The 15,212-nt window shown below is 68.1% G+C and carries 12 protein-coding genes and 1 pseudogene; 5 read left to right on the top strand and 8 right to left on the bottom strand.

Translation table 11 applies throughout. The features are described from left to right. The first annotated feature begins 1 nt into the window (after position 1). The 4 genes from cphA (at position 2) to FB547_RS07190 (ending at position 4,157) form a co-directional block, all read left to right on the top strand. Positions 2-2,569 (top strand): cyanophycin synthetase, encoded by a 2,568-nt coding sequence (gene cphA, locus FB547_RS07205; protein ID WP_145740866.1) that lies wholly within the window; start codon positions 2-4, stop codon positions 2,567-2,569. Between the two features lie 170 nt (positions 2,570-2,739). Then, on the top strand, positions 2,740-3,147 hold the full coding sequence (locus FB547_RS07200) for a hypothetical protein (protein ID WP_145740864.1): 408 nt from the start codon (positions 2,740-2,742) through the stop codon (positions 3,145-3,147). Between the two features lie 80 nt (positions 3,148-3,227). Beyond that, the gene (locus FB547_RS07195) at positions 3,228-3,737 is read left to right on the top strand and encodes a hypothetical protein (RefSeq protein WP_145740862.1); all 510 of its coding nucleotides are present in this window, start codon (positions 3,228-3,230) and stop codon (positions 3,735-3,737) included. A gap of 165 nt (positions 3,738-3,902) precedes the next feature. Next, complete coding sequence (locus FB547_RS07190) at positions 3,903-4,157, top strand: hypothetical protein (RefSeq protein ID WP_145740860.1); 255 nt, start codon at positions 3,903-3,905, stop codon at positions 4,155-4,157. Positions 4,158-4,185: 28 nt separating this feature from the next. Here the strand turns inward: FB547_RS07190 and FB547_RS07185 are convergent, their stop codons facing one another. Beyond that, positions 4,186-4,965 carry an SDR family NAD(P)-dependent oxidoreductase gene (locus FB547_RS07185; protein ID WP_145740858.1) on the bottom strand — a complete coding sequence of 260 codons (780 nt, stop codon included), beginning with the start codon at positions 4,963-4,965 and terminating at the stop codon, positions 4,186-4,188. Between the two features lie 119 nt (positions 4,966-5,084). Here FB547_RS07185 and FB547_RS07180 point away from each other — a divergent pair. Further along, positions 5,085-5,954, top strand: a pseudogene (locus FB547_RS07180) (LysR family transcriptional regulator); the annotation flags it as partial. Positions 5,955-6,000: 46 nt separating this feature from the next. Here FB547_RS07180 and FB547_RS07175 read toward each other — a convergent pair. The 7 genes from FB547_RS07175 to mmsA all read right to left on the bottom strand — a co-directional run bounded on the left by FB547_RS07175 (position 6,001) and on the right by mmsA (position 15,211). Beyond that, complete coding sequence (locus tag FB547_RS07175; RefSeq protein WP_145740856.1) at positions 6,001-6,918, bottom strand: dihydrodipicolinate synthase family protein; 918 nt, start codon at positions 6,916-6,918, stop codon at positions 6,001-6,003. Positions 6,919-6,924: 6 nt separating this feature from the next. Continuing rightward, positions 6,925-8,676, bottom strand: a complete 1,752-nt coding sequence (locus FB547_RS07170; protein ID WP_145740854.1) for an IlvD/Edd family dehydratase — start codon at positions 8,674-8,676, stop codon at positions 6,925-6,927. A 38-nt stretch (positions 8,677-8,714) separates the two neighbouring features. Further along, complete coding sequence (yjfF, locus tag FB547_RS07165) at positions 8,715-9,743, bottom strand: galactofuranose ABC transporter, permease protein YjfF (RefSeq protein WP_145740850.1); 1,029 nt, start codon at positions 9,741-9,743, stop codon at positions 8,715-8,717. Continuing rightward, positions 9,740-10,774 carry an ABC transporter permease gene (locus FB547_RS07160; RefSeq protein ID WP_145740848.1) on the bottom strand — a complete coding sequence of 345 codons (1,035 nt, stop codon included), beginning with the start codon at positions 10,772-10,774 and terminating at the stop codon, positions 9,740-9,742. Before FB547_RS07160 ends, yjfF begins: the two co-directional genes overlap by 4 nt. Positions 10,775-10,919: 145 nt before the next feature. Then, entirely contained in the window at positions 10,920-12,440 is a 1,521-nt protein-coding gene (locus FB547_RS07155) for a sugar ABC transporter ATP-binding protein (protein ID WP_145740846.1), read from the bottom strand. Between the two features lie 4 nt (positions 12,441-12,444). Then, positions 12,445-13,659 carry a multiple monosaccharide ABC transporter permease gene (mmsB, locus tag FB547_RS07150; protein ID WP_145740844.1) on the bottom strand — a complete coding sequence of 405 codons (1,215 nt, stop codon included), beginning with the start codon at positions 13,657-13,659 and terminating at the stop codon, positions 12,445-12,447. Beyond that, positions 13,646-15,211 (bottom strand): multiple monosaccharide ABC transporter ATP-binding protein, encoded by a 1,566-nt coding sequence (gene mmsA, locus FB547_RS07145; RefSeq protein WP_145740843.1) that lies wholly within the window; start codon positions 15,209-15,211, stop codon positions 13,646-13,648. The genes mmsB and mmsA overlap by 14 nt, the downstream gene beginning before the upstream one ends. Position 15,212: the final 1 nt, after the last annotated feature.

Below are 15,212 nucleotides of genomic sequence, written 5' to 3'. Positions count from 1 at the left end.
CATGAAAGTCACCCGTATCCGCGCCCTGCGCGGCCCCAACCTCTGGAGCCGCCACACCGCCATCGAAGCGGTGGTTGCCTGCGAAGGCGACGAGAACGCCATCAGCCGCCTGCCGGGCTTCGAAGCCCGCCTGCGCGCACGGTTTCCCACCATCGGCGAGCTGCATCCCATGGTGCTGGGCCAGCCGCTGGCACTGGCGCATGTGCTCGAGAACGCCGCCGTGGCGCTGCAGGCCCAGGCCGGCTGCGCGGTCAACTTCGGCCACACCTCGCCCACGGTGGAAGACGGCGTCTACCAGGTCGTGTTCCAGTACAGCGAAGAGGCCGTGGGCCGCCGCGCGATCGAACTGGCCGAACAGCTGATCGCGGCCGCGCAGGCCGACACCGCCTTCGACGCCGCCGCCGCCATCACCGAGCTGCGCGACCTCGACGAGTCCGAGCGCCTCGGCCCGAGCACCGGCTCCATCGTCGATGCCGCCGTGGCGCGCGGCATTCCCTACCGCCGGCTGACCAGCGGCAGCCTGGTGCAGTTCGGCTGGGGTTCCAAGCAGCGCCGCATCCAGGCGGCCGAAGTCGACAGCACCAGCGGCGTGGCCGAGTCGATCGCGCAGGACAAGGAACTCACCAAGCAGCTGCTCAACGCCGCCGGCGTGCCGGTGCCGCTGGGCCGGCCAGTCTCCGATGCGCAAGACGGCTGGGCCGCGGCCATGGAAATCGGCCTGCCGGTGGTGGTGAAGCCGCAGGACGGCAACCAGGGCAAGGGCGTCACGGTCAACATCACGACCGAGGAGCAGCTCACGGCCGCCTACGACTCGGCCGCCGTGTACGGCGAAGTCATGGTCGAGAAATTCCTGCCCGGCTTCGACTTCCGCCTGCTGGTGGTGGGCGACCGCCTCGTGGCCGCCGCGCGGCGCGATCCGCCGCACGTGATCGGCGACGGCAGCGCCTCCGTGCGCCAGCTGGTGGAGGCAGTGAACCTCGACCCGCGCCGCGGCGAAGGCCACGCCACCTCGCTCACCAAGATCCGCCTGGACGACATTGCCATCGGCCGCCTCGAGGCCCAGGGCCTCACGCCCGACAGCGTGCCCGCGCGCGGCCAGCGCGTGGTGCTGCGCAACAACGCCAACCTGTCCACCGGCGGCACCGCCACCGACGTGACCGACACCGTGCACCCCGAAGTGGCCGCGCGCGCGGTCGATGCGGCGCAGATGGTCGGGCTGCACATCTGCGGCGTCGACATGGTCTGCGAGAACGTGCTGCGCCCGCTCGAGGAACAGCACGGCGGCGTGGTCGAGGTCAATGCCGCGCCCGGCCTGCGCATGCACATCTCGCCCTCGTTCGGCCGCGGCCGCGCGGTGGGCGAGGCCGTCATGGACACCCTCTTCGCGCACGGCGACGACGGCCGCATTCCGGTGGTGGCCGTCACCGGCACCAACGGCAAGACCACCACGGCGCGCCTCATCAACCACCTGCTCGCCTCGAGCGGCCTGCGCACCGGCATGACCAACACCGACGGCGTGTACGTCGACGGCCGCCAGACGGACAGCGGCGACTGCAGCGGCCCCAAGAGCGCGCGCAACGTGCTGATGCACCCCGACGTGGATGCGGCCGTGTTCGAAGTCGCGCGCGGCGGCATCCTGCGCGAGGGCCTCGGCTTCGACCGTTGCCAGGTGGCCGTGGTCACCAACATCGGCAGCGGCGACCACCTGGGCCTGAACTACATCACCACCGTCGAAGACCTCGCGGTGCTCAAGCGCGTGATCGTGCGCAACGTCGCGCCCGACGGCTATGCGGTGCTCAATGCGGCCGACGTCAACGTCGCCGCCATGGCCGCGGGCTGCCCGGGCCACGTGATCTTCTTCACCGCCGACCGCCAGCATCCGGTGATGGCCACGCACCGCGCGCAGGGCAAGCGCACCGTCTATGTGGACCAGGACACGCTGGTGGCCGCCGAGGGCTCCTGGCGCGAGCGCATCGCGCTGCGCGACGTGCCGATCACGCGCGGCGGCACCATCGGCTTCCAGGTCGACAACGTGATGGCGGCCGTGGCCGCCGCATGGGCCGTGGGCCTGGACTGGGACACCATCCGCAGCGGCCTCGCGAGCTTCATGAACGACGCGGCCGGGGTGCCGGGGCGCTTCAACGTCATGGACTACCGCGGCGCCACCGTGATCGCCGACTACGGCCACAACACCGACGCCATGCGCGCACTGGTCTCGGCCGTGGACACCATGCCGGCCAACAAGCGCTCGGTGGTGATCAGCGGCGCGGGCGACCGGCGCGATTCCGACATCCGCGACCAGACCGCCATCCTCGGCCAGGCCTTCGACGACGTGATCCTGTACCAGGACGCGGCCCAGCGCGGCCGCGCCGACGGCGAGGTGATGGCGCTGCTGCGCCAGGGCCTGCAGGGCGCGGCGCGCACGCGCTATATCGACGAGATCCGCGGCGAGTTCGTCGCCATCGACACCGCACTGGCGCGCCTGCAGCCGGGCGACCTGTCGCTGATCCTGGTCGACCAGGTCGAGGAAGCGCTCGCGCACCTCGCGCAGCGCATCGCGGCGGGCTGACACGCACCGGACCGGCCGCGCGCCGGCCCATGCCGGACACGTCCCACACGCAGGGGCGAGTCCGGCCGGGGCTGCTGTCTGTGCCGTCCCACACCCCGCACGGCCTGCACCGGACCACACTGCATGTCCGGTCGCGCTTTCGGAGGGCGCGCCCTAACCAGGAGCACCCGATGACAACAACAGTTCGTTCCACCCTTTGTGCTGCCGCGCTTCTTGCAGCAAGCGGTTTGCTGGTGCCAGGCGCATCGTTCGCGCAGGCGCCCGGCACAGCCGCGCGCGCGCAGCAGGAGCGCGCCACCTGCGACGGCGTGCAGCAGGACCGCGCGGCGTGCCTGCGCGAGGCTGCCGCTGCGCGCCAGGAAGCGGGGCGCAATGGCCTCACGAGCGCCAGCCCCGGCCGCTACGACGCCAACGCGATGGCGCGCTGCCGCGAACAGCCCGCGGCCGACCGCGCCGACTGCGAGGCCCGCCTGCAGGGCGGCGCGCGCACCAGCACCGAAGGCAGCGTGATGGGCGGCGGCGTCATCCGCGAAACAGTGACCCCGCTGCCGGCGCAGCCGGCCGCACCCACGCGCTGATGGACGTCGGCCGCGCGGAACCCGAGGCGGCCCACCCCGTCCAACATTTTCATGTCTCAGGTCACTCCAAGGAGCACCCCATGAACAGCACCACCCGTTCGATGATTGCCGCCCTGATTGCCGTGGGCGGCCTGGCCGCCGCCACCTCGGCCCCGGCCCAGTCGCGCCGCGGCGACTCCACCTACCAGCAGGAACTCGCGGTCTGCGGCCACAACCAGCAGGACCGCGCGGCCTGCATCCGCGAGGCCGGCGCCGCGCGTCAGGAAGCTGCGCGCGGCGGCTTGACCAGCGCACCCGACTACCAGCGCAATGCCCTCGCGCGCTGCGGACTCCAGCCACCGGCCGATCGCGCGGACTGCGAGGCCCGCGTGATGGGCGGCAGCGGCAACACCCGCGGCAATGTGGATGGCAGCGTGATGGGCGGCGGCGTGATCCGCGAATCGGTCACCACCGTCGTCATGCCGGCGCCCGCTGCCGCGATGCCGGCGCCGATGCCCGCGCCTTCGCGGGTTCCGCCACCGGCCATTGCACCCATCGCGCCCATGGAGCCGATGCCCATGCCGGCCCCGATGCCGGCGCCGACACGCTGAAGCTCGCTGCCCGGCGGCGTCCGCCGCTGCCCGGACCGGGCGGCGGCGGACGCGTGCACCACGCCCGTCAAGGGCAATGACCCTCGCTTGTCACACGACTGTCATAAAGCACGAGGGCGTGCTAGCTATAGTTCTCGGTCTCTGCCTACCGAGGAACACTATCCCATGAATGCCATCAAGGTCGCTCGCCGATTCATAGAAACGGACCCGGCCAACGAGTCGGCCAAGATCCTGGCGCAGCTCGTGTTGGCGCTCGAATCCGAACGCAGCTTCGAGCTGGTCAGGCTCTACAGCCTCGACTACAAGAGCTTCGAGCTCGCCATGGACATCCTGAAGGAATGGCGGCTCGACCGCTATTACGCGAGCAAGTCGAAGCTGTTCGACCTGTCTCTGCAAGTGAGCGAGCTCGAGAAGAGCTGAACCCCAACCTGCCGGGTGCGCCGCACGCTCAGACCAGCATCCCTCCGGATGCTTCGATGCGCTGGGCATTCACCCAGCGATTGCCCTCCCCCAGCAAGCCCGCGATCACTCCGCCGATATCGTCGGGCTGGCCTGCGCGCCCAAGCGCGGTGAAACCCGCCACCATCGCGTTCACCTGCGGGTTGTCACGCACCATGCCTCCACTGAAGTCGGTTTCGATCGCACCCGGCGCAATCGTGTTGGCCGCAATGCCGCGCGCGCCGAGTTCCTTCGCGAGGTAGCGCGTGAGCGTTTCCACGCCGCCCTTCATCGCGGCATAGGCAGACGCACCGGCCATGGAAAACCGGGTGAGCCCGGACGACACATTGACGATGCGTCCGCCGTCGTTGATGAGCGGCAGCAGTTTCTGCGTGAGGAAGTACGGGCCCTTCAAGTGCACGTTGAAGAGCATGTCGAACTGGGCTTCTGTCGTGTCCTCGAAGTTCGCATGCAGGCCCACGCCGGCGTTGTTCACCAGGAAGTCGAAGCGCTCGCGCTGCCAGGTGGCAGCCAGCGTCGCCTTCACCGAGTCCGCGAACGCCGCGAAGGCCGTGCTGTCGCCGACGTCGAGCCGGAGCGCGACGGCACGGCGCCCCTTCGCCTCGATCTCCGACACCACCGCCTGCGCGCTGGCTTCGTTCGACACATAGGTCAGGATCACGTCGACGCCATCGGCGGCGAGCGCCAGCGCGGCACTGCGGCCGAGGCCCCGGCTGCCGCCGGTGATAAGTGCGATGCGGGAGGGATGAGAGGTGTTGGAAGCGGTCATTTCAAAGTCCTTGGTGGTTCATCGGTAGATCGATGGATGGACTTTAAAAATTACCGGCAGAAAGATAAATTCCGCCAAACTACGCACACTGTTATCCGAAAAAGAAACAATCAGCCGCCATGATCATCGACGAACTGCGCATCTTCTCGAAGGTGGCCGAACTCGCGAGCTTCAGCCGGGCCGCGGACCAGCTCGGCCTGACCCGCGCGCGCGTCTCGGTGGCCGTGCAACAGCTCGAAGAACGCCTGGGAACGCGGCTCCTGCAGCGCACGACGCGCAGCGTGCGGCTCACAGAAGACGGCGCGCGCTTCCTCGACCGCTGCAAGGACTACCTCGCCGAAGGCGAGCAACTGGCCACCATGTTCCGCTCGAACATCGGCGGCCTCACGGGGCGCCTGCGCATCGACCTGCCGGCCACCGTGGCGCGCGACCTCGTCATTCCGCGGCTGCCCGAATTCCTCGCGCGGCATCCCGCGCTGGAGATCGGCATCAGCACGACCGACCGCCGCGTCGATCTCGTGAACGAGGGCTTCGACTGCGTGCTGCGCGTGGGCGTGCTGGGCGATTCCGAACTCGTCGCCAGGCCCCTCGGTTTCATGCGGATGGCAAATGCCGCGAGCCCGGCCTACCTGCAGACGCACGGCACGCCGCAGACGCTCGCCGACCTCGCGCAGCACCGCATCGTGCACTTCGCACAGACCCTCTCGCCGAACGACGCAGGTTGGGAATACTTCGACGCGGCCCAGGGCCGCTACCGGATGCAGCCGATGCGCTCCATCGTCACGGTGAACGGCACCGACGCCTACAACGCCGCGGCAGTCGCGGGCCTCGGGCTGATCCAGGCGCCGATCGGCGGCCTCCTGCCGTGCTTTGCGGCCGGCTCGCTCATGCAGGTGATGCCGGCGTTCACCGCCCGCGCGATGCCGGTGTCGCTGGTGTACGTCAACCGGCGCCACCTCGCGCCGCGCGTGCTCGCCGTGATGAACTGGCTGACCGAGATCCTCGCGCCCTACTTCGTCGAGAACGGCGAACCGGCTATCTCCCCCAGCGCAGCACCAGCGGATCCAGCCGCTTCGCCGTCTCGATCAGGCCGGCGCGCGTCTCGGGGTGCATCGCCGGCAATGGATGGCGCGGTGCCTCGCAAGCGATCACGCCGCCCTCCTTCATGAGCGACTTGCAGGCCAGCAGGCCCGCCTGGCGGTTCTCGTAGTTGATGAGCGGCAGCCATTGCTGGTAGAGCGCGAAGGCCTTGTCGCGGTCGCCCGCGCGGTGCGCCTCGATGATCGGCCGGATGCCGTCGGGATAGCCGCCGCCCGTCATCGAGCCGGTGGCGCCGGCATCGAGGTCGGGCATCAGCGTGATGGCCTCCTCGCCGTCCCACGGGCCTTCGATGGCATCGCCGCCGAGGCGGATCAGCTCGCGCAGCTTGGATGCGGCACCGGCGGTCTCGATCTTGAAATACGCGACGTGCTCGATCTCCCTGGCCATGCGCGCGAGAAACGGAGCCGACAGCAGCGTGCCGCTTGCCGGCGCGTCCTGGATCATGATTGGAATGCTCACCGCATCGGAGAGGCCGGCATAGAACTCGAAGATCTGCGGCTCCGGCACCCGGAAGGTGGCGCCGTGGTAGGGCGGCATCACCATCAGCATGGCGGCGCCCATGTCCTGCGCGCGCCGGCTGCGTTCGGCGCAGATGCGGGTGCTGTAGTGGGTGGTGGTGACGATCACCGGCACGCGGCCCGCCACATGCTCGAGCACCGTGCGCGTGAGCACCTCGCGCTCCTCGTCGGAGAGCACGAACTGCTCGGAGAAGTTGGCCAGGATGCACAGGCCGTCGGAGCCCGCGTCGATCATGAAGTCGACGCAGCGCTTCTGGCTCTCGAGGTCGAGCGCGCCCTGTTCGGTGAAGGTGGTCGGCACCACCGGGAAGATGCCGCGGTATCTGGGGGTCATGATGGATCAGTGTGAATGGCGGGGAACGGCGGAGCCTCTGCAGCCCACCAGAAAATCGAAGTCGCAGCCTTCATCGGCCTGCAGCACGTGGTTGACGTAGAGCTTCTGGTAGCCGCCGCCGCGCGTGCTCATGGGCTGCGCATCGACGCTGGTCAGCGAAGCCAGGCGCGAGGCCAGTTCTTCATCGCTGATGTCGAGGTGCAGGCGGCCCGCATCGCAGTCGAGCTCGATCCAGTCGCCGTCGCGCACCGCCGCGAGCGGTCCGCCGTCGGCCGCCTCCGGCGCGACGTGCAGCACCACCGTGCCGTAGGCCGTGCCGCTCATGCGCGCATCCGAGATGCGCACCATGTCCTTGATGCCTTGCCGCAGCAGCTTGGGCGGCAGGCCCATGTTGCCGACCTCGGCCATGCCGGGGTAGCCCTTGGGGCCGCAGTTCTTCATCACGAGCACCGAGCTCGCATCGACCTCGAGGCTTTCGTCGACGATGCGCTCCTTGTAGTGCTCCAGGTTCTCGAACACCACCGCGCGGCCGCGGTGCTTGAGCAGTTCGGGCGATGCGGCCGAAGGCTTGAGCACCGCGCCGCGCGGCGACAGGTTGCCGCGCAGGATGCGGATGCCGCCGTCGGCGATCAGCGGCTTGTCGAGCGGGCGGATCACTTCGTCGTTGAGGCTCGGCGCCTCGCGCACGTTGTCCCAGATCGACTGGCCATTGACGGTGAGCGCGCCGGGGTGCGGCAGCAGGCCGCTCTCGCCCAGGCGCCGCAGCACCGCGGGCAGGCCGCCCGCGTAGTAGAACTCCTCCATCAGGAAGCGGCCCGAGGGCAGCAGGTCGACGATGGTCGGCGTGTTGCTGCCGATGCGCGTCCAGTCTTCCAGCTCGAGGTCGACGCCGATGCGCCCCGCGATGGCCTTCAGGTGGATCACCGCATTGGTCGATCCGCCGATGGCGGCGTTGACGCGAATGGCGTTCTCGAAAGCCTCGCGCGTGAGGATCTTCGACAGCGTGAGCCCCTCCTTCGCCATCTCGACCGCGCGCATGCCCGACATCTGCGCGAGCACGTAGCGCCGCGCGTCGACCGCCGGAATGGCCGCGTTGTGCGGCAGCGAGGTGCCCAGCGCCTCGGCCATGCAGGCCATGGTCGAGGCCGTGCCCATGGTGTTGCAGGTGCCGGCCGAACGCGACATGCCGCCTTCGGCCGAGAGGAACTGGTGCAGGTTGATCTCGCCGGCCTTGAGCGATTCGTGCAGCTGCCACACGGCCGTGCCCGAGCCGATGTCCTTGCCGTCGAGCTTGCCGTTGAGCATCGGCCCGCCCGTGACCACGATGGCCGGGATGTCGCAGCTCGCCGCGCCCATCAGCAATGCCGGCGTGGTCTTGTCGCAGCCCGTGAGCAGCACCACCGCATCGACCGGGTTGCCGCGGATGGCCTCCTCCACGTCCATGCTCGCGAGGTTGCGCGTGAGCATGGCGGTGGGCCGCAGGTTCGATTCGCCGTTGGAGAACACCGGAAACTCGACCGGGAAGCCGCCCGCCTCCGAGATGCCGCGCTTCACGTGCTCGGCGATCTTGCGGAAGTGCGCGTTGCAGGGCGTGAGCTCCGACCAGGTGTTGCAGATGCCGATGATCGGCCGGCCGTCGAACTCGTGGTCCGGTATGCCCTGGTTCTTCATCCAGCTGCGGTACATGAAGCCGTTCTTGTCGGCCGAGCCGAACCATTCGGTCGAGCGCAGCTTCTTCTTGGGGGTTGGGTCCGGCATGCGGAAGTTTCCTGAAAGCGAGAGAAAAAAAGAACGCGTCAGCGCCGCGGCGCACGCGAGGTGAAGAAGCGCTGCAACAGGCAGAACACGAACAGCAGCGCACCGACGACGATGCGCGTCCACCACGAGCTCAGCGTGCCGTCGAAGGAGATCAGCGTCTGGATGATTCCGAGCATCAGCACGCCGAACAGCGTGCCCGCCACGTAGCCCACGCCGCCCGTGAGCAGCGTGCCGCCGATCACCACCGCCGCGATGGCATCGAGTTCCAGCCCCAGCGCATGCAGGCCGTAGCCCGAGAGCATGTAGAAGGTGAAGATCACGCCCGCCAGCGCCGAGCAGAAGCCCGACAGCGTGTAGACGCCAACGAGCGTGGAGCGCACCGGCAGGCCCATGAGCATGGCCGACTGCTCGCTGCCGCCAATGGCGTACACCGCGCGGCCGAAGGGCGTGCAGTGCGCAATGAACACCGCCGCCAGCAGCACGCCGATGGCGATCACCGCGCTGATCGACAGCGAGGCCTCGCCCCAGACCGGAATGCGGATCTGCGAGACCTCGGCATAGAACGCGTTGGTGATGCTGATGGAGTCGATGCTGATCAGGTAGCAGAGCCCCCGCGCGAGGAACATGCCCGCGAGCGTGACGATGAAGGGCTGCAGCCTGAAGCGCTCGATGAGCAGGCCCATGAACGCGCCGAATGCGGTGCCCATGGCCAGCACCAGCGGAATCACCACCGCCGGGCTCCAGCCGTGCTTCTCGACCAGCGAGGCCGACACCATCGTGGTGAGCGCGATCACCGAGCCCACCGACAGGTCGATGCCGCCCGATAGGATCACGAAGGTCATGCCCACGGCCACCACGATCAGGAAGGCGTTGTCGATCAGCAGGTTGAGGAACACCTGCGCCGAGAAGAAGCCGTCGTAGAACACCGAGCCGAGCGTGGCCACCAGCACGAACAGCGAAATGGTCGCCGCGAGCGGCAGGTACTTCGGGTTGAGCCCTGCCTTGCCCCCTCTCCCGCTCGCGGGAGAGGGCTGGGGTGAGGGTGCCGCCTCGATCACCGCGCTCATGACTGCATCCCCTCATGCACCGGCCGCTGCACCAGCGCCCGCACCTCTGCCCTGAACTCCGGCGACTGCAGCAGCATCACCGCGAACACCACCACGGCCTTCACGACGAGGTTGATCTCGGGCGGCACGCCCAGCGAATAGATCGCATAGGTCAGCGTCTGGATGATGAGCGCGCCGATCACGCTGCCCATGAGGCTGAAGCGCCCGCCCGTGAGCGCGGTGCCGCCCAGCGTCACGGCCAGAATCGCGTCGAGCTCCAGCAGCTGGCCGGCGTTGTTGCCGTCCGCGCTCTTGACGTTGGAGCTGATCAGAAGGCCCGCCACGCCCGCGCACAGGCCGCAGAACGCATAGGCGCCCACGATGAGCCTGCGCGCCTGCACGCCGGCCACGCGCGCGGCCGTCGGGTTGATGCCGACCGCCTGGATGAAAAGCCCGAGCGCCGTGCGCGTGATGGCCAGGTAGAGCAGCACGAACACCGCGGCCACGATGAACAGCGAGAACGGCAGGCCCAGCAGGTAGCCGCTGCCGAGGAAGAAAAAGGGCTTGTAGTAGATGGTGATGATCTGCCCGTCGGCAATGAGCTGCGCGACGCCGCGGCCGGCCACCATGAGGATCAGGGTGGCGATGATCGGCTGCATGCCGACCTTGGCGACCAGCATCCCGTTCCAGAGGCCGCAGAGCAGTGCAACGCCGAGCGCCGCGAGGATCGCAAGCGGCATCGGGAAGCGGCTCACGTCGCTCGCCACCGATCCGCCGATCATCCAGGCCGCGACGGCCGCCGCAATGGCCACCACTGCGCCCACCGAAACATCGATGCCGCGCGTGGCAATCACCAGCGTCATGCCCAGCGACACCAGCACCAGCGGCGCCGCGCGGTTCAGGATGTCGACCAGGCTGCCGTACAGATGGCCGTCGCGCCATTCGAGGTGCAGGAAGCTGGCATTGAACGCGGTGTTGACTGCAAGCAGCAGCAGCAATGTGATGATGGGCCAGGCGAGGCGATGACTCATCAGGGACGAGAGGCGCTTCATGTCTTCTGCCTTGCTCCTTCCCCTTCCGGGGGAAGGCTGGGATGGGGGCACGCGGCCTCGAACACTGCGCGGCAGTGAAGGCCGCTGGCCCCCACCCCGGCCCCCCCCCAGCGGGGGAGGGAGAAAGACAAGACATCACGCTGGTTCATGCCGCCGCAATCATTTCGTAGACTTCGTCCTCGCTCGAGCCGCCCGGCAGCTCGCCCACCTTCTTTCGGTCGCGCAGCACCACGATGCGATGGGCCACGCGCACCACCTCGCTCATCTCCGAGGAGATGAAGATCACCGCCATGCCCGCCTTCGCGAGCCGCAGGATCTCTTCCATGATTTCCTGCTTGGCCGCCACGTCGATGCCGCGCGTGGGCTCGTCGAGGATCAACAGGCGCGGCTCGGTCGCGAGCCAGCGCGCGATCATGGCTTTCTGCTGGTTGCCGCCCGAGAGCAGGCCGATGGGGGTTTCCACGCTCGCGGTCTTGATGCCCAGCGACGCGACGAAACGCTCGGCGATCGCCGTCTGCTCGGCACGCGACAGGAAGCGCCGCACGCCGAGGCGCGCCTGCAGCGCAAGCGCGATGTTCTCGCGCACCGACAGCTCGGCCACGATGCCATCGGTCTTGCGCTCTTCGGGGCACAGCGCGAGCCCTTCGCGGATGGCGTCGGCGGGGTTCGAGAAGCTGACGGAACGGCCATTGATGCTCAGCACCCCGCGGTCGGGCGCCTCGAGCCCGAACAGCAGGCGCGCCAGCTCGGTGCGGCCGGCGCCCAGCAGGCCCGCGATGCCGACCACCTCGCCGGCGCGCACGCGCAGGTCGGTGGCCTGCAGCTGCCCCGATTGGCCCAGGCCCTCGGCCTGCAGCAAGGCGGGCGCGGCTTCATCGAAGGCCGGCAGCGCCGCGGGCCGGGCCGACTGGGCTGCCAGCTCACGCCCCAGCATCGCGGCAATCAATGCCTGCGGGCCGAGGTCCGCGGCGCGCCACTCGCCCACCCAGTTGCCGTTGCGCAGCACCGTGATGCGATCCGACACCGCATACATCTGGTTGAAGAAGTGCGTCACGAAGACGATCGCGAGCCCTTCGCTGCGCAGGCGCCTCAGCACCTCGAACAGCTTCTCGACCTCGTCGTCGTCCAGGCTCGAAGTCGGCTCGTCGAGGATCAGCACCTTCGACGACACGCCCAGCGAGCGCGCAATGGCCACCATCTGCTGCACCGCGACCGAATAGCTCGACAGCAGCCGGCTCACGTCGATGTCCAGCCCGATGCGCGCCAGCAGTTCTTCGGCACGCCGGTTCACCGCCGCCCAGTCGATGCGAAAGCCCTGCGCCGCGCCGCAGCGCGGATAGCGGCCCGCAAACACGTTCTCGGCCACCGAGAGGTTCGGGCACAGGTTGACCTCCTGGTAGACCGTGCTGATGCCGAGCTTCTGCGCCTCCAGCGGCGAGGCGGGATGAATGGGCTTTCCCTCGAGGTGCATCTCGCCGCCGCTCGACGGAAGAACCCCCGTGAGCACCTTGATGAGCGTCGACTTGCCCGCGCCGTTCTGCCCCATCAGCGCATGGATTTCGCCGGGGTACAGCCGCAGTTGCACGTCGCGCAGCACCGGGATGCCGCCGAACTGCTTGTGGATGCCCCGCAGTTCAAGCACGGGGCTGATGCCGCTCTGGCTCATGCGCCTACTTGTTCTTGTTGTAGACGTCGATGAACACGGCCGCCAGCAGCACCAGGCCCTTGATGACCTGCTGGTAGTCGATGCCGATGCCCAGGATCGACATGCCGTTGTTCATCACGCCCATGATGAAGGCACCGATCACCGCGCCCATCACCCGGCCCACGCCGCCCGAGGCCGAGGCGCCGCCGATGAAGCAGGCCGCGATCACGTCGAGCTCGAAGCCCAGGCCCGCCTTGGGCGTGGCCGTGTTGAGCCGCGCCGCGAACACCAGGCCCGCGAGCGCGGCCAGCGCGCCCATGTTGACGAAGGTCAGGAAGGCAAGCCGCTGCGTCTTCACGCCCGACAGCCGCGCCGCCTTCTCGTTGCCGCCGAGCGCATAGATGCGCCGGCCGATGGTGGTGCGGTTGGTGACGAAGTCGTACACCACGATCAGCACCGCCATCACGATCAGCACGTTGGGCAGGCCCTTGTAGGTCGAGAGTAGGTAGCTGAAGAAAAGGATGATGGCCGCGAAGAACAGGTTCTTCACGAGGAAGAACACATAGGGCTCCGTCTCCATGCCGTGCGCCGCGAGCTTGGCGCGCCCGCGCAGCTTGAAGAACACCAGTGCCGCCGCGGCCAGTGCGCCGACCACCAGCGAGGTGGTGCGCAATGCGTCGCCGCCCAGCGGATCGGGAATGAAGCCCGAGCTCAGCCGCTGGAACTCGACCGGGAACGGTCCCACCGACTGCCCCGCCAGCAGCGCCAGCGTGAGCCCCTTGAACACCAGCATGCCCGCGAGCGTGACGATGAACGACGGGATCTTGCGGAACGCGACGAACCAGCCCTGCGCGGCGCCGATGGCCGCGCCCGCCGCAATGCTGATGATGGCCGTCGGCACGAAGTGCCATTCGTACTCCACCATCAGCACCGCCGCCAGCGCGCCGATGAAGCCGCAGACCGAGCCCACCGACAGATCGATGTGCCCCGCCACGATCACCAGCAGCATGCCCAGCGCCATGATGACGACGTAGCTGTTCTGCAGCAGCAGGTTGGTCAGGTTCAGCGGCCGCAGCAGCGTGCCGTCGGTCAGCACCTGGAACAGCACCATGATCGCGACCAGCGAGATCAGCATGCCGTATTCGCGCAGGTTGTTCTTCAGGAAGCCGGCGTGCAGCTTCGGGGCGGCCTCTGCAATGGGGACGGCGGCGTTCACCGCGTTGACTTCAGGCTGCGACATGGACGGAACTCCCCGCACTCACGATGGCATGCATGATGCGCTCCTGCGAAGCCTCGGCAGCCGGAAATTCGGCCACGAAGCGGCCCTCGTTCATCACGTAGATGCGGTCGCACATGCCGAGCAGTTCCGGCAGTTCGGAAGAAATCATGAGAATGCCTTTGCCCTCGCTCGCGAGCTGGTCGATGATGGTGTAGATCTCGTACTTGGCGCCCACGTCGATGCCGCGCGTGGGTTCGTCGAGAATCAAAAGTTCGGGTTGGGTGAAGAGCCATTTGCTGAGCACCACCTTCTGCTGGTTGCCGCCCGACAGATTGACCACCAGCTGCTCCACGCCCGACGAGCGGATGTTGAGTGCACGGCGGTAGTCGCTCGCCACCTTGAATTCGCGCGCGTCGTCGATCACCATCGAACTCGAGACCGCCTCCAGGTTGGCCAGGCTCACGTTCTTCTGGATGTTTTCCTCCAGCACCAGCCCCAGGCCCTTGCGGTCTTCGGTGACGTAGGCAATGCCATGGTCGATGGCCTTGCGCACCGTTCCCACGTCCACCGGCTGTCCGTGCATCAGCACCGTGCCGCTGATGCGCTGGCCGTAGGACTTGCCGAACACGCTCATCGCGAGTTCGGTGCGGCCCGCGCCCATGAGGCCCGCAATGCCGACGATCTCGCCCTTGCGCACATGCAGGTCCACGCCCTTGATCTGTTCGCGGTCGGCATGCAGCGCATGGTGCACGCGCCAGTCGCGCACCTCGAACACCGTCTCGCCGATCTTCGGATTGCGCTGCGGATAGCGGTGCGCCATGTCGCGCCCCACCATGCCGCGGATGATGCGGTCCTCGCTGATCGGCTGGCCGCGGCAGTCCATGGTCTCCACCGTGGCGCCGTCGCGCAGCACGGTGATGGAGTCGGCCACCTTGGCAATCTCGTTGAGCTTGTGCGAGATCAGGATCGATGCGATGCCCTGGCGCTTGAGCTCGAGCAGCAGCATCAGCAGGGCATCGCTGTCGTTTTCGTTGAGGCTGGCGGTGGGCTCGTCGAGGATCAGCAGCTTGACCTCCTTGGCCAGCGCCTTGGCGATCTCCACCAGCTGCTGCTTGCCCACGCCCAGGTCGGTCACCAGCGTGGTGGGCGGCTCCTTCAGGCCCACCTTGGCGAGCAGCTCGCGCGTCTTCGCATAGGCGGCGAACCAGTCGATCACGCCGCCGTGCGCAATCTCGTTGCCAAGGAAGATGTTCTCGGCGATGGACAAGAGCGGCACCAGCGCCAGCTCCTGGTGGATGATGATGATGCCGAGCTTCTCGCTGTCGGCAATGCTCCGGAAGCGGCGCAGCTCGCCCTCGAAGTGGATCTCCCCGGTGTACGAGTCGCACGGATAGACGCCGCTCAGCACCTTCATGAGCGTCGACTTGCCCGCGCCGTTCTCGCCGACCACCGCATGGATCTCGCCCGCGCGCACCGCCAGGTTGACATCGCTGAGCGCCTTCACGCCCGGAAATGTCTTGGTGATGCCGCGCATCTCGAGGATGCTGCGGCCGTCCGCTTCTGCTGCTGCCATT

Origin of the sequence: Variovorax beijingensis (assembly GCF_007828835.1) — a bacterium.
Taxonomy (GTDB): Bacteria; Pseudomonadota; Gammaproteobacteria; order Burkholderiales; family Burkholderiaceae_C; genus Variovorax; species Variovorax beijingensis_A.
The sequence above is the reverse complement of the archived record's forward strand: the minus strand, read 5'-3'. Positions and strand labels throughout refer to the sequence as shown.

Excerpts from the sequence above, each read along its gene's own strand:
- FB547_RS07195 (WP_145740862.1), top strand. The coding sequence starts at position 3,228 with ATGAACAGCACCACCCGTTCGATGATTGCCGCCCTGATTGCCGTGGGC.
- FB547_RS07160 (WP_145740848.1), bottom strand. The coding sequence starts at position 10,774 with ATGAAGCGCCTCTCGTCCCTGATGAGTCATCGCCTCGCCTGGCCCATC.
- mmsB (WP_145740844.1), bottom strand. The coding sequence starts at position 13,659 with ATGTCGCAGCCTGAAGTCAACGCGGTGAACGCCGCCGTCCCCATTGCA.
- cphA (WP_145740866.1), top strand. The coding sequence starts at position 2 with ATGAAAGTCACCCGTATCCGCGCCCTGCGCGGCCCCAACCTCTGGAGC.
- FB547_RS07155 (WP_145740846.1), bottom strand. The coding sequence starts at position 12,440 with ATGAGCCAGAGCGGCATCAGCCCCGTGCTTGAACTGCGGGGCATCCAC.
- mmsA (WP_145740843.1), bottom strand. The coding sequence starts at position 15,211 with ATGGCAGCAGCAGAAGCGGACGGCCGCAGCATCCTCGAGATGCGCGGC.
- FB547_RS07175 (WP_145740856.1), bottom strand. The coding sequence starts at position 6,918 with ATGACCCCCAGATACCGCGGCATCTTCCCGGTGGTGCCGACCACCTTC.
- yjfF (WP_145740850.1), bottom strand. The coding sequence starts at position 9,743 with ATGAGCGCGGTGATCGAGGCGGCACCCTCACCCCAGCCCTCTCCCGCG.
- FB547_RS07200 (WP_145740864.1), top strand. The coding sequence starts at position 2,740 with ATGACAACAACAGTTCGTTCCACCCTTTGTGCTGCCGCGCTTCTTGCA.
- FB547_RS07170 (WP_145740854.1), bottom strand. The coding sequence starts at position 8,676 with ATGCCGGACCCAACCCCCAAGAAGAAGCTGCGCTCGACCGAATGGTTC.
- FB547_RS07190 (WP_145740860.1), top strand. The coding sequence starts at position 3,903 with ATGAATGCCATCAAGGTCGCTCGCCGATTCATAGAAACGGACCCGGCC.
- FB547_RS07185 (WP_145740858.1), bottom strand. The coding sequence starts at position 4,965 with ATGACCGCTTCCAACACCTCTCATCCCTCCCGCATCGCACTTATCACC.